The organism is Flavobacterium endophyticum, from assembly GCF_003634455.1.
GTDB classification, from domain to species: domain Bacteria; phylum Bacteroidota; class Bacteroidia; order Flavobacteriales; family Flavobacteriaceae; genus Flavobacterium; species Flavobacterium endophyticum.
This window is the reverse complement of sequence record NZ_RBLC01000001.1, coordinates 834712-849288: the sequence shown is the minus strand read 5'-3', so window position 1 is coordinate 849288 and position 14577 is coordinate 834712. Positions and strand designations below refer to the sequence as shown.

11 protein-coding genes are annotated in these 14577 nt (G+C 36.0%); 8 read left to right on the top strand and 3 right to left on the bottom strand.

Annotated features, from left to right (window positions below; genetic code table 11):
- Window positions 1–236 precede the first annotated feature (236 nt).
- Together CLV94_RS04055 and CLV94_RS04050 are read right to left on the bottom strand one after the other, a co-directional pair.
- Entirely contained in the window at window positions 237–458 is a 222-nt protein-coding gene (locus CLV94_RS04055; protein WP_121375157.1) for a hypothetical protein, read from the bottom strand.
- A gap of 246 nt (window positions 459–704) precedes the next feature.
- Window positions 705–2255 carry a vitamin K epoxide reductase family protein gene (locus CLV94_RS04050; protein WP_147406568.1) on the bottom strand — a complete coding sequence of 517 codons (1551 nt, stop codon included), beginning with the start codon at window positions 2253–2255 and terminating at the stop codon, window positions 705–707.
- A 396-nt stretch (window positions 2256–2651) separates the two neighbouring features.
- Here CLV94_RS04050 and topA point away from each other — a divergent pair, with 396 nt between their 5' ends.
- The 7 genes from topA (at window position 2652) to CLV94_RS04015 (ending at window position 12207) form a co-directional block, all read left to right on the top strand.
- Window positions 2652–5171 carry a type I DNA topoisomerase gene (gene topA / locus CLV94_RS04045; protein WP_121375155.1) on the top strand — a complete coding sequence of 840 codons (2520 nt, stop codon included), beginning with the start codon at window positions 2652–2654 and terminating at the stop codon, window positions 5169–5171.
- A gap of 3 nt (window positions 5172–5174) precedes the next feature.
- Window positions 5175–6326 (top strand): formimidoylglutamase, encoded by a 1152-nt coding sequence (locus CLV94_RS04040; protein WP_121375154.1) that lies wholly within the window; start codon window positions 5175–5177, stop codon window positions 6324–6326.
- A gap of 146 nt (window positions 6327–6472) precedes the next feature.
- Window positions 6473–7843 carry a T9SS ring complex lipoprotein PorK/GldK gene (gene porK, locus CLV94_RS04035; RefSeq protein WP_121375153.1) on the top strand — a complete coding sequence of 457 codons (1371 nt, stop codon included), beginning with the start codon at window positions 6473–6475 and terminating at the stop codon, window positions 7841–7843.
- 67 nt (window positions 7844–7910) lie between these two features.
- Entirely contained in the window at window positions 7911–8558 is a 648-nt protein-coding gene (gene porL, locus CLV94_RS04030; RefSeq protein WP_121375152.1) for a type IX secretion system motor protein PorL/GldL, read from the top strand.
- A gap of 54 nt (window positions 8559–8612) precedes the next feature.
- Window positions 8613–10154, top strand: a complete 1542-nt coding sequence (porM, locus tag CLV94_RS04025) for a type IX secretion system motor protein PorM/GldM (protein WP_121375151.1) — start codon at window positions 8613–8615, stop codon at window positions 10152–10154.
- A gap of 49 nt (window positions 10155–10203) precedes the next feature.
- Window positions 10204–11091 carry a type IX secretion system ring subunit PorN/GldN gene (gene porN, locus CLV94_RS04020; protein WP_121375150.1) on the top strand — a complete coding sequence of 296 codons (888 nt, stop codon included), beginning with the start codon at window positions 10204–10206 and terminating at the stop codon, window positions 11089–11091.
- Between the two features lie 66 nt (window positions 11092–11157).
- Window positions 11158–12207: an NAD(P)/FAD-dependent oxidoreductase gene (locus tag CLV94_RS04015; protein WP_121375149.1), complete on the top strand. Its 1050-nt coding sequence runs from the start codon at window positions 11158–11160 to the stop codon at window positions 12205–12207.
- A 1-nt stretch (window position 12208) separates the two neighbouring features.
- Here the strand turns inward: CLV94_RS04015 and CLV94_RS04010 are convergent, their stop codons facing one another.
- Entirely contained in the window at window positions 12209–12592 is a 384-nt protein-coding gene (locus CLV94_RS04010) for a DUF983 domain-containing protein (protein WP_121375148.1), read from the bottom strand.
- 70 nt (window positions 12593–12662) lie between these two features.
- Here CLV94_RS04010 and CLV94_RS04005 point away from each other — a divergent pair, with 70 nt between their 5' ends.
- Entirely contained in the window at window positions 12663–14567 is a 1905-nt protein-coding gene (locus CLV94_RS04005) for an ABC-F family ATP-binding cassette domain-containing protein (RefSeq protein ID WP_121375147.1), read from the top strand.
- Window positions 14568–14577 lie beyond the last annotated feature (10 nt).

Genomic DNA, 14577 nt, shown 5'->3' with positions numbered 1-14577 from the left:
TTTTTTTAGGATATGTAGCGTGGGATAAATTATTTACAAGATATACTTTTTTCTTAATAAATCATATCTGTGCGAGTGTTGTATTTAATTTGCAGAGAGCTTTGATAAGACTGAGGTGACTCTATTGGGGTATTTTAGATATATGATATTAGATGTATGATAAAGAAGCAAGGTTAAACGAAAAAAAAACTTAAGATCGGTTTTATCCAATCTTAAGTTTTAATGATTAGGAATAATTATTGTCTTACCCAACGACCGCCAGGAACGCAAACATAGTGGCAGGTAGCCTGTTGCCAAGAACCGTCCATCGGTTGTACAGGGCATCCGTATTGGGCTGCACTGGCGTTATCATATGAGCAACGCTCGAAAAAAGGGCCTAAATCCCCACCTACGGTGTCTTTTTGTTGTTGTTTGTCTAATTTTTGAACACTATTTAGATTTAAAATGTCTTTTAACATAAAAATAAAGATTAAAAATTGATTGGCTCAAGCATTTAAAGTCAGTTGAGGATCTGACTATCGTTGCAACAATATTTTTAGTACTCTGAATCTAGAATGTAATAAGTAATATTTATCGTGTTAAATTACAATTAAAAAATGGATTACAAACTTATCTTGGATGAATTAACTTATTTGTTTTTGGAAATCAGTATTTTAATTAATCGTGCCTATGCGCGTTTTGCGCCAGAGTATTGTTTCACTTTTCTAATGGCTTTTTTCTGATTTTTGGTCTTCTAGTTCAGACAGAAAATATTTTATCTCGTCAATTTCATATTCTCTAGGCAATAATTTATGGTCCATTATTTTTACAGGAGTATAATTAAATTCGTTTTTTACACACCACTGATATTGATTGTTTAGTTCCATTTCGGCTTCCGTGCTGATGGTTTGCTGTTTCCATTTTTTTAGCCAATTCTCAAGTCCCAGATTCAATACATGCCAGTCTTCGATAGCCTCAAGAATGTTGCTTCCGCTAAAATGGATCTCCAACAAATTCCTGGCAACTTCCAAATAAGGATTGTCCGAATTCTCGATATTCAGATTAAAATAGACAGCCAATTTTACTTTTTCTGGATACATCTCGGCAAATTCTTTTCCTTTTTTATAAGCGGTATGGCAATGTCCGCAGCTAGGGCTGAGAAATAATCGCAAGGTCAAAGCTGCATTAGGATTTCCTATACTGATTGGCTTTAATGCTATCAATTCATCCTTTTCTTTGACTTCTGGGGAAAGAAAATCAAATAGGCTGAAATTTCTCTTAAAGCGGAAAAGGTCTTTATTTCTATTGGCTAAATCTTTTCGCTCTTCCATGATTTTTTTTGTGTAGAACCAAATAGCTGTGCAGATTGCAGCTATAATAGAATATTGAATGACTGCAGTTAAATGGATATCTAAGAAATCCATATTGAGTGCGTATAATACCGACTGCCCAATAACCACAGAAGAAATAACCAAACAGAGAATGCACCATTTTTTGAGCGTGGCTTTTTGAAGGTAAATAGAATAGAGACAGACAGGCACAGACAAAATGCTAAGCAGTCCGATGGTTCCGAAAGAAGAATTGCCCAATGAAACTGCCATGAAATTTATAGAGAACAATAAAATCGGCAGGTCTGTAAAGCTCAGCCATTTTGTAATCTGGCTATTTTTTGACTTTATGACCGAATCGCAAGAAGTATTCACACTAAAGCTGCATATTTTGGATACGAGTTCGTTAGCTTCCTCATTCTTTTCTTGAAGTATAAAAATACTAACAAACAATCCGACTAAGGACAAGGCTCGGAAAATCAAACCATAGATTTCGAAGCCATAAGCAAAAATTGAAACTAGAAAAATCAAAATCAATAAGCCAAACGAAATAGGCAGTATCAAATTCGATTTTTTGAGCTCGGCTGCTTTTTCGTTTTTTTCGACCGCCAAGATCAAGCCATCCCACAAACCCCTGAATTCATCGATAGGAAGCGAGTGCTTTTCGTCGCTTTCTGTTTCATAGGTAATGATATCGCTGCTTTTGCTGACAAATACAAAACCTTCCATCGTCTCGCTTTTTACGGAAGCAATAAAGGAATCCGGCAGATTTTCAAGCTGATTTTTTGGCACATTAGCCGCCATGTTTTCAATTCCCAAAACATCTAAGGTGTCGGTTATTGAATACAAGCTTGGGTAATTCGGATGAGAAAGATGGAGGTCTTTAAATTCCTCCACTACATGGCCATGCCGATTGCGTTCTAGGTATTTTTTGAGGACTGAAATCACGCTATTTTTCTTTTTTTATTAAATTATTTTAGATTTTGAGTAGGAAAAATCTTGTCTTATACAGGTCTAAATTTATAAATAAGAAATGAAAGTCTGCTATCAAGTTGTAATGTTTAACACAATAAAGAAAAAAAATAAAAGATTGTTTAACGAATTAACTTAAAAAGCATTTCTTACAAAATGATTAAGAATAGGTAGTGTAATAGGAATCGAAAAGCTTTTGATATTTAGACCTAAAATAATTATAAAGTACTTTTTTATGTAAATAAATGGTTTAAAATCAGTTATTTATTTTTTTTGAAATAGGTTTTTCTATGATGTGAATTTACTTTTAAATTTTTCTGAAACGCAATATTTAAAAAATTCATATACTTTTGCGACACAAACAAAAGCATTATGGCAAAGAATTTAGTGATCGTTGAGTCGCCTGCAAAGGCAAAAACCATAGAAAAATTTTTAGGAAGTGACTATCAAGTAGAATCCAGTTATGGACACATTGCAGACTTACCTTCCAAAGAAATAGGAGTAGATGTAGAAAACGGCTTCAAGCCAAAATATGAAGTTTCTCCAGATAAAAAAGCGTTGGTTAAAAAGCTCAAAGATCTTTCTAAAAAAGCCGATATGGTTTGGCTGGCGAGTGATGAGGACCGCGAAGGAGAAGCAATTTCGTGGCATTTGTCCGAAGAATTAAAGTTAGAGCCTGCCAAGACAAAAAGAATCGTTTTCCATGAAATTACAAAAACGGCTATATTAAAAGCGATTGACAATCCAAGAGGAATCAATTACGATTTGGTAAACGCACAACAGGCGAGGAGAGTTTTAGACAGATTGGTAGGTTATGAACTTTCGCCAGTTTTATGGAGAAAAATTAAAGGAGGCCTTTCTGCCGGAAGAGTCCAGTCGGTTTCAGTAAGGCTGATTGTGGAAAGAGAAAGAGAAATACAAAACTTTAAAGCTGTTGCTTCTTATTCTGTGGTTGCAGAATTTTCTAACGAAGCTGGAAAGACATTTAAAGCGAAACTTCCAAAAAACTTCAATACAAAAAAAGAAGCCGAAGATTTTTTAAGCAAAAATATCGGTTCTATATATAAGGTATCGGATTTAGAAACCAAGCCTACGAAAAAAACACCAGCAGCGCCTTTTACAACTTCAACGTTGCAACAAGAAGCGGCAAGAAAATTATACCTTCCGGTTGGAATCACGATGCAATTGGCGCAAAGATTATACGAAGCGGGACTTATTACTTATATGAGAACCGACAGCGTAAATCTTTCAAATGAAGCTATGAATGCGGCTCAGGCAGAAATTATAAAATCATACGGGAAGGAATTCTCAAAACCTAGAACTTTTGCCAACAAGAGCAAGGGAGCGCAAGAAGCCCACGAAGCTATCCGTCCGACAGACATGTCACGACATACTGTAAATATCGACAGAGACCAGGCCCGTCTTTATGATTTGATTTGGAAAAGGACTCTGGCTTCTCAGATGAGCGATGCAGAATTGGAAAGAACCAATGTGAAAATTGAAGCCAACAATCACCAGGAATTATTTACGGCAACAGGAGAAGTCTTGCTTTTTGAAGGTTTCTTGAAAGTATATTTGGAAGGACATGATGATGAAGATGAAGAACAAGAAGGAATGTTGCCAGCATTGAAAGTGAATGAAAAGCTTCAAAATAATTATATCACGGCAACCGAACGCTATTCAAGACCGCCGGCGAGATATACCGAAGCTTCTTTGGTGAAAAAATTAGAAGAATTAGGAATCGGCCGTCCGTCGACGTATGCTCCGACAATTTCTACTATCATCAATAGAAATTATGTCGAGAAAGGAAATCTTGACGGACAAGAAAGAAACTATACGCAATTAACTCTGAAATCTGGAAAGCTAGACGAGAAATTGCTTAAAGAAAATACAGGTTCCGATAAAGGAAAATTAGTTCCTACCGATATTGGTGTAATCGTAACAGACTTTTTGGTAAAAAATTTCGAACGAATATTAGACTATAACTTCACGGCAAAAGTCGAGCAAGATTTTGACGAAATTGCCGAAGGAAACGTGAACTGGGCTAAAATGATGCAAGAGTTCTACGACCAATTTCATCCTAATGTAAAAGACGTCGAGGCCAATGCAGAAAGAGAATCCGGAGAAAGAATTTTAGGAAAAGATCCAAAAACTGGAAAGCCAGTAAGCGTTCGTTTGGGCAAATTTGGGCCGATGGCGCAGATTGGCGAGCCAGATGACGAAGACAAGCAATTTGCAAGTCTAATGGCAGACCAAAATATCGGAAATATTACTCTAGAAGAAGCGTTGAATCTGTTCTTGCTTCCTAAAAACTTAGGAACGCACAAAGGAGAAGAAGTAGAGGTGAACAATGGGCGTTTTGGACCGTATGTTCGTTTCGGAAAAATGTTTATTTCCCTTCCAAAAGGTGAAGATCCGTTGGATGTCACTTTTGATCGTGCTAAAGAATTGATTGCCGAAAAAGAACAAGCCGATGCTCCGATCGGGACTTATAAAAATGAGCCGGTACAAAAAGGAGTCGGTCGTTTTGGTCCGTTTATCAAATGGAACGGAATGTTTATCAATGTCAGTAAAAAGTATAATTTCGACAACCTTTCACAATCTGATATTACAGAATTGATTGAAGACAAACTTCAGAAAGAAATTGACAAAGTCATTCACAATTGGGAAGAAGAAGGAATCCGAGTTGAAAAAGCACGCTGGGGACGTTCAGTTGTCACCAAAGGAAAAATCAAGATTGAATTGAGCAAAGATGTCGATGCGACGAAATTGACACTTGCTGATGTTCAAGAGATGATTGAGAAAAAAGCACCTGCGAAGAAAACAGCGGCAAAGAAAACTACGGCAGCTAAAAAGCCAGCGGCCAAAAAAACTACAGTAAAAAAGAAATAATATATGGAATTTGATTTTCTATCGCCCTTAGATGATGAAATCCTGGAGTTTATAAACGGATTGTCTTCCCAAAATCTAGGGAGCAAGGTCGTGTTGCATACGAGTGAAGATTTTCCGGATTTGAGCAAAATCAGGCTGGCGATCATAGGTGTAAAAGAAAATCGCGGTGCCCATATTGAAATTGAAAATACTAAGCTATCCCATATCCGTAAAGAATTGTATGGGCTATTCCCTGGAAACTGGGAAGCATCAATTGCTGATTTAGGAAATATCTTGGCAGGTAACGAAGTAGAAGATACCTATTTCGCTCTTAAAAAAGTTGGTGCTTCATTGCTTAAAAATAAGATTATCCCGATAGTAATCGGAGGTTCCCAAGACCTGACGTATTCTTTGTATAGAGCGTACGATGAATTGGAGCAGATGGTGAATGTCGTTTCGATTGACAGCAAATTTGATTTTGGAGCGGCCGACAAGCCTCTTTCTGCAAATTCTTATCTTACGAAGATGATTGTTGAAGAGCCAAATAATCTTTTTAATTATAGCAATCTGGGCTTCCAGACTTATTATAACTCTCAAGAAGAAATTGATTTGGTCGAAAAATTATTTTTCGATGCCTACCGTTTAGGCGAAGTTTCCAATACTATTTCGATTGCAGAACCCGTTTTTAGAGATGCAGATATTGTGAGCGTAGATTTAACATCCGTAAAATCTTCTGATTCCGGTAATTTTATTACTTTTACACCCAACGGTTTTAATGGTAAAGAGATATGTTCTTTATCAAGATATGCAGGAATAAGCGATAAAGTTTCAATATTTGGCATTTTTAATCATAATAATTCGAAACAAGAAGCAGTCCTGATAGCACAAATCATATGGTATTTTATTGAAGGTTTCCATTATCGTTCGAATGAATATCCGTTCGGAAGTAGAGATAATTATTTAAAATACATTGTTCCTTTAGAAGAGGAAGAATTGGTTTTCTTTAAAAGCCACAAAACAGAGCGTTGGTGGATAGAAATACCTTTTATTTCAAATGTTAATAATAAATTAAAAAGAAATACGTTATTACCTTGCACTTATGAGGATTATCTAGGTGCTTGTGCCAACGAAATCCCGGAAAGATGGTGGAAGGCACAAAGGAAAAACATAATATAACAGGCGAGCCTATATTTTTTTTAACACATCCTTAGATTAATGTTATACTTTATTTAAGGATTTTTAATAAAAAAATTGTTTTTTAGAAAAATAATAAATAGGTTTACGCCCTTAAAAAATAAGAATATATCATAACCCAAATTTATATGAAGAAGTTCATTGCATTAGCAGCATTAGCATCAGTATTGTCTAGCTGTGGTTCGAGCGATAAAGGGGAGTTAGTAGGTGTTAAAGGCAGAAAATGGCATCCAGAGAAACCGTATGGTATGACTCTGGTTCCAGGTGGTGCTTTTATCATGGGTAAATCAGATGATGATTTAGCCAACGTACAGGACGCTCCGACAAAAACTGTTACCGTTCGATCCTTTTATATGGATGAAACAGAAATTACGAACAGCGAATACAAACAATTTGTGAATTGGGTAAAAGACTCAACAATCAGAATGCGTTTAGCTATCTTGGCAGAAGAGATGGGGCAGGCTAAAGGAAGCGGTGGTATCGGCGAATTCGCATTTGATGATACGGATCCAGCAACTATGTCTCCTTATGATAAATATATGTATGAGAACTACTATAGTTTAGGTACAGATGATGATCAATTTGCAGGAAGAAAGCTGAATAAAAAAGTAAAATTGATTACAGATCCTCAAAAATATCCAGATGAATATTATGTTGAGGTAATGGATTCAATGTACTTGCCAGCTGCTGAATCATACAATGGTTTAAGAACTATTGATGTTTCAAAATTAAAATTCCGTTATTCTGAAGCAAACCTAAACGAGGCTGTTAAGAAAAAAGGAAGAAAAGATTTCTACAAAAAAACAGAACCAATCGAAATTTATCCTGATACTACGGTATGGATTAAAGATTTTGCTTATTCATACAATGAGCCAATGCATAATGATTATTTCTGGCACCAAGCTTATGATGACTATCCTGTAGTTGGAGTTAGCTGGAAACAAGCGAAAGCTTTCTGTGCTTGGAGAACATTATACAAAAATGCATTTATCAAAGCAAAGAAAAAAGGAAGAAACCAAATCAACTCTTTCCGTCTTCCTACAGAAGCAGAATGGGAATATGCTGCCAGAGGTGGTCTAGAGTCAGGAACTTTCCCATGGGGTGGTCCTTATGCTAAAAATGACAGAGGTTGTTTCTTGGCAAACTTCAAACCAAACAGAGGAGATTATGCAGCAGATGGCGCTTTATATACTGTAGAAGCAAAATCTTACGATCCTAACGATTATAACTTGTATAATATGTCAGGTAACGTAGCGGAGTGGACTAACTCTTCTTATGATGCATCATCATATGAGTATGTATCTACAATGAACCCTAACGTGCCGGATGCTAAAAATGAGCGTAAAGTAACTCGTGGAGGTTCTTGGAAAGATGTTGCTTATTTCTTGCAAGTAAGTACAAGAGATTTCGAATATGCTGATTCAGCAAGAAGCTTTATCGGTTTCAGAACCGTACAAGATTACATGGGTGTTCAGAATACAGGAAACACACCAAAATAAGAATTTAACCAACTTTATATTATTTATATTTACTATTTACTTAACTAACTAAAAACTATTTATTATTATGGCAATTTTAAGCAAAAAAGCAATGAATTTCGCTTACGGTATGGGAGCGGCAGTTGTAATCGTAGGGGCATTATTTAAGATTATTCACTTTGAAATCGGACCATTAACAGGAAACGTGATGTTGACTATTGGTCTTGTGACAGAAGCGATCATCTTTGCTTTATCTGCATTCGAACCTGTTGATAACGAAATTGATTGGACTCTGGTATATCCTGAATTAGCAGGAGGTGAGGCTAAAAAGAAAGACGCTAAAAAAGAAAACCCAGCTGAAGCTCAAGGTTTATTGTCTCAAAAATTAGACAACTTATTAAAAGAAGCTAAAATCGATGGCGAATTGATGGCTAGCTTAGGAAACAGCATCAAAAATTTCGAATCTGCTGCAAAAGGAATCTCTCCAGCTGCTGACGGAATTGCTGCTACTAAAAAATACAGCGAAGAATTATCTATGGCTGCTGCTCAAATGGAATCATTAAACAGCTTGTACAAAGTACAATTGGAAAGTGCTTCTAGAAATGCTGAAGCTAACAAAGAAATCGCTGACAATGCATCTAAATTAAAAGAACAAATGCAATCTATGACTGCAAACATTGCTTCATTAAACAATGTTTATGGTGGTATGCTTTCTGCAATGAGTAACAAAGGATAATTAGTTTAAGACTATATTTTCATTAAACAAAATAAACTAAACTAATTAGAAAAAATGGCAGGAGGAAAATTAACCCCTAGACAGAAGATGATTAACCTGATGTACTTGGTTTTCATCGCGATGTTGGCACTAAATATGTCCAAAGAAGTTTTATCTGCTTTTGGACTAATGAATGAAAAATTTGAAGTAGCAAACGAAGCTGCGAAATCTACTAATGAGCAGATGATGCAGGCATTAGATACCAAAGCTGCTGAAGCTAAAGGTGAATTTGCTGTTGCGGCAGAAACAGCTCATAAAGTTCAGGCGGCCACAAAAAAGTTTTATGATTTCATTGGAACTTTAAAAGCAGAAACTGTAAAAGGTATCGAGCCAGAAAATGGTAAATTACCATACGAATCAATGGATAAAGGTGATAACCTTGATAACAGCTGGTTCATTGGTGACGGATATACGAAGAGAGGTAACGAAGTTATGAGTGCTATCGAAGCATACAAAGCCGAAATGAAAAATGCTCTTGGTAACGAGAAAAAATATTCAGCTATCCTAAACCAAGTTAATAAATCTTTCGACGTTTCTGATGTTACTACGAAAGATGGTCTAAAAGATAAATTCTTAAACTATCACTTCAAAGGATTTCCAGCAATTGCTTCTTTAGCTAAATTGTCTGCTTGGCAAAGTGATGTTAAAAAAGCGGAATCTGATGTAATCAGTGCTGCTTTAGGAAAAGCTGCGGTACAAGCTGCTTCATACAGCAACTATCAAGCAATCGTAGTTTTAGAGAAAAATGCTTATTTCCAAGGAGAGAACGTAAAAGGTAAAGTAGTATTGGGTCGTTATGACGAAAATACGAAACCAACTTCATTTAAAGGTCCTGGTAAATTAGATAACGGTCAAGCTGTTATTTCGTTAACTGCTGGTGGTGTTGGTGAGCAATCAATCAATGGAGAATTTACTTTCTTAGAGGACGGAAAAACTATTCCTTTGAAATTTGAAGGAAAATACGTTGTAGTTCCAAGACCAAACGAAGCTACTATTTCTGCGGATAAAATGAATGTGGTTTACCGTGGTGTTGTTAACCCAATGACAATTTCATTTGCTGGTGTATCTGATAACAATGTGACAGCTTCTGCTCCAGGTTTGACTAAAGCTGGTAAAGCTGGTGCTTATAACATGAGCCCAGGTGCAGGTCGTGAAGTAGTTATCAATGTAACTGGAAAATTACCTGACGGTAAAGCTGTAAACTCTAAAAAAGTATTCAGAATCAAAAATATTCCTGGACCAACAGGAGCTTTGAGAGGAAAAGAAACTGGTACTGTTAAAGGTCCTAAATCTAACCTAGAAGTTCAAACTGTAAATGCTGTTCTTGAAGACTTTGATTTCGACGTAAAATTAAATGTTGTTGGATTTAACATTAAAGTTCCTGGACAACCAACAATCGTAGTTTCTGGTAACAAAATGGATGGAAGAGCGAAAGCAGCAATCCAAAAAGCAACTAGAGGTGATGTAGTCATTATTTCTGAAATCAAGACTAAGTTAGAAGGTAGCGCAATCATGCTTCCTAAAACTGCTCCTGTTGCTTACGAGATAACACAATAATTATTCAAAGTTTGAGTTTTTACTTAAACGAACTAATAAATTACAAAAAATGAATTGGAGAAATTTTTCATTGATAGTAACATTAAGCTTAGTTTCTAGTGTTTCTTTTGCACAGTCTAATCTTTTAAATGCTAAGACTCCTGAGGAAATCGGGAAAAAAACTGAAGCACAGCTTAAATCTGATAACGACAAGCCACTTCCATATGGTTATGTTCACGATCGTGATGTACTTATGGGAAAAATGGTATGGGAATTTATTGACCTTGATGAAAGAATCAATTTTCCAATGTATTTTCCAGTAGACGGAAATCTTGGTCCAGACAGAAAGTCTCTTTACGCTGTTCTTGTTGATAACATGAAAGAAGGAAAAATAACTGAAGTATATGATGACAGTTATTTTACTACTAAAAAATCACTTAAAGACATTGAAACATCGCTATCAAAAATTGATACGGCCGATGCAGGTAGAGAGCAATATAACGCAGGTGAGAAAATCTCTGAAGAGTATATCGTAAAGACTGATATCACGCCAGCGAATGTTATGGGATACAAGATTAAAGGATATTGGTACTTTGACAAACGTCAAGGTGAGTTGAAATATCGTTTGCAAGGAATCTGCCCTGTTGTTCCCGATGTTTACACAATGGGAACTGAAGAAGAAGATCCGATCGAATTGTTCTGGGTATATTTCCCTTCTGTTCGTGACGTTCTTCATGAAGCAAAAGCTTTCAACGATAAGAATTCTGCGCTTCCAATCACATTCGACCATCTTTTAAATTCGCGTCGTTTTAACGGTGTGATTTACCAAGAAGAAAACGTTATGGGCGATAGAAAAATCGATGAATACATGAAAGACAATGCTCAGATGCAATTATTAGAATCTGAAAGAGTTAAAGATAAGATCCGCAACTTCGAACAAGATATGTGGAATTATTAATAAAAATTTCTCCAATACAAATAAAACTCTTGCTTTAATCGGCAAGAGTTTTTTTATTTTTGCACTATGGTAGATTACTTGATTGTTGGTTGCGGATTAGCAGGTATTGCATTTGCAGAAACTGCATTGCTGGAGAACAAATCCATCCGAGTCTTTGATAATAATTCTCAGCAATCTTCAAAAGTTGCTGGCGGATTGTATAATCCAGTAATACTCAAAAGATTCAGCGAAGTATGGAAAGCACAAGATCAACTGGATTTGCTACATTCCTTCTATGGGAATTTGGAAACGAAATTAAGCTCAAAATTTAATTTTGAAATTCCTATTTATAGAAAATTGTTTTCTGTAGAAGAACAGAACAACTGGTTTCTGGCTACAGATAAAATTGGTCTAGCACCTTTTCTTTCATCTAAGCTCGTCTCTAAAAAGTATAACGGAATTGATTCTCCTTTTAATTTTGGTGAAGTCCTGCAAACGGGTTATGTGGATACGGAATCTTTGCTAATAAGCTATCATAAGTATCTTAAAGAAAAAGAGTGGCTTGCAAATGATACTTTTGATTATGCAGCTCTTGAGTTAAAAGAAGAATATGTCCAATATAAAGATATCCAAGCTAAGAATATAATTTTTGCAGAAGGCTACGGGATGATTTCAAACCCATATTTTGGACATCTTCCTTTAGATGGGACAAAGGGCGAGTTGCTAATAATTAGAGCTCCTGACTTAAATTTAGATGCTGTTATCAAGACATCTGTTTTTGTATTACCTCTTGGAAATGATTTATACAAAGTTGGTGCGACTTATGATTGGAAAGATAAAACCAATCAGCCGACTGAAGAAGGCAAACAAGAACTTCTTGAAAATATAAAAGAAATACTTCATTGTGATTTTGAAATCGTTCAGCATTTGGCTGGTGTAAGGCCAACGGTTAAAGACAGAAGGCCAATGGTTGGAACTCATCCGAACCATAAAAATGTTCATATGCTAAACGGACTTGGAACTCGCGGTGTTATGCTTGGACCGGCTATGGCCAAAGAATTGTTCGAAAACATAGAATTTGGAAAACCTCTAGACAGCTCAGTCGATATCAAAAGGTTCAGAAAGGTACAATGGTAGTTTATTTCTTGTTCCAGTCTTTATCGTAGTCTACAAACATATTGATCCAGATATTCCTTGACAATCTCATGATAACCGGCATAAAGGCAACTAGCGTAGTAATAATTGCTATAAAAGCAATCTTGAGATTAGTGCCTAGAAAAATATACGAGATGATAAAAGCGGCAACGCCAAACGCAATCCCGACACCATAACTCACATACATGGCTCCATAAAAAAAAGAAGGCTCAATCTTGTATTTTTGCTCGCAATGACTGCATCTTTCATGCATTTGAAAAATTCGGGACAGATTATAAGGATTTTTGTCTACATACATACTCTCGTTCTGACATTTAGGACAAGTTCCTGTTAAAATGCTATATAATTTGGATCCTTTTTTTAACATTTGCAAAAAATTTAGTTTGCCAAGTTCGGCAGTGCAAATTTACACATACAATTTACAAAAAATACAATAAATGCTTAATATACATAATTTATCAGTTTCTTTCGGAGGAACCTATCTTTTTGAAGAAATTACTTTCAGGTTAGGAGCTGGTGATCGAGTGGGACTTGTCGGCAAAAATGGAGCGGGAAAATCAACAATGCTGAAGATTCTTGCCAGAGATATCGCTCCCGACACAGGAAGCATAGCTACCGAAAAAGAAGTCAAAATCGGCTTCTTGCGTCAGGATATCGATTTTGAGCAAGGAAGAACTGTTTTGGAAGAAGCTTATGAAGCATTTACAGATATTAAAATCGTTGAGAAAAAGCTTGAGGAAATAAACCACCAATTGGTTACAAGAACCGATTACGAAAGCGAAGAATACAGCCAGATTATTGAAGATTTAGCAGATTATACACATCGCTTTGATTTGCTTGGAGGATATAATTATGTCGGTGACACAGAGAAAATCCTTTTAGGACTTGGTTTCAAAAGAGAAGATTTCAACAATCAGACCGAAACTTTTTCAGGCGGTTGGAGAATGCGTATCGAATTAGCAAAATTGTTGCTACAATCGAATGATATTTTGCTTCTGGATGAGCCGACCAATCACTTGGATATCGAATCGATTATTTGGCTCGAAAATTTCCTGCGTAATTACCCTGGCGTTGTAGTAATCGTATCGCACGATAAGATGTTCTTGGATAATGTGACCAACCGAACTATTGAAATTTCTCTTGGAAAAGCCTATGATTTCAATAAGCCGTATTCCCAATATTTAGAATTACGCCATGAAATTCGCGAGAAGCAATTGGCAACGCAGAAAAACCAAGCCAAAAAAATTGAAGAAACTGAAAAGCTGATTGAAAAATTTAGAGCGAAAGCATCTAAAGCTTCAATGGCACAGTCGCTGATTAAAAAACTAGATAAAGTAGAAAGAATTGAAGTTGACGAAGACGACAATTCTGTCATGAATATTTCGTTTCCCGTTTCTATAACGCCTGGTAAAGTCGTAATCGAAGCCGAAAATGTTACTAAAAAATATGGCGAAAAGACCATCTTGAAAGACATTTCTCTTTTAGTAGAAAGAGGAAGCAAAATTGCTTTTGTTGGACAAAACGGACAAGGAAAATCTACCTTTATCAAAGCAATCGTAAAAGATATTGACTATAGCGGAACTATAAAATTAGGACATAACGTACAGTTAGGTTATTTCGCCCAAAATCAAGCGGAGTATTTGGATGGCGAAATTACGCTATTGCAAACCATGCAAGACGCTGCCAATGACACCAACCGCTCAAAAGTACGCGATATGCTGGGTTCTTTCCTTTTTAGAGGAGATGATGTAGAGAAAAAGGTAAAAGTCCTTTCAGGAGGCGAAAGAAACCGTCTGGCGCTTTGTAAATTATTATTACAACCGATTAACGTATTGGTAATGGATGAGCCGACCAACCACTTAGATATTAAATCTAAAAATGTCTTGAAAGCAGCATTGCAACAATACGAAGGAACACTGCTTCTAGTTTCTCACGACAGGGATTTTCTTCAAGGTATGTCCAATATTGTTTATGAATTCAAAGACCAGAAAATAAAAGAATATCTTGGCGACATTAATTTCTTCTTGGAACAGCGTAATCTAGAAAATATGCGCGAAGTTGAAAAGAAAGATGCGGTCAAAAAAGAAGTGCCAAAAGACAAATCACTTTCTTACGAAGAACAGAAAAAAGGCAAAGCACTTCAAAATAAATTGAGCAAAGTCGAAAGCCAGATCAAGCAGCTCGAAATGGATATTCAAAAAGATGACAAGTTATTGGCTTCTAATTACGACAAGCATATCGAAGATGCTTCTTTTTTTATGGCCTATAACAAAAAGAAAAAAGACCTCGACAATCTTTTAGAAGAATGGGAAACTATTCAGATGGAAATAGAAAATGCATAAAAAAGAAGCC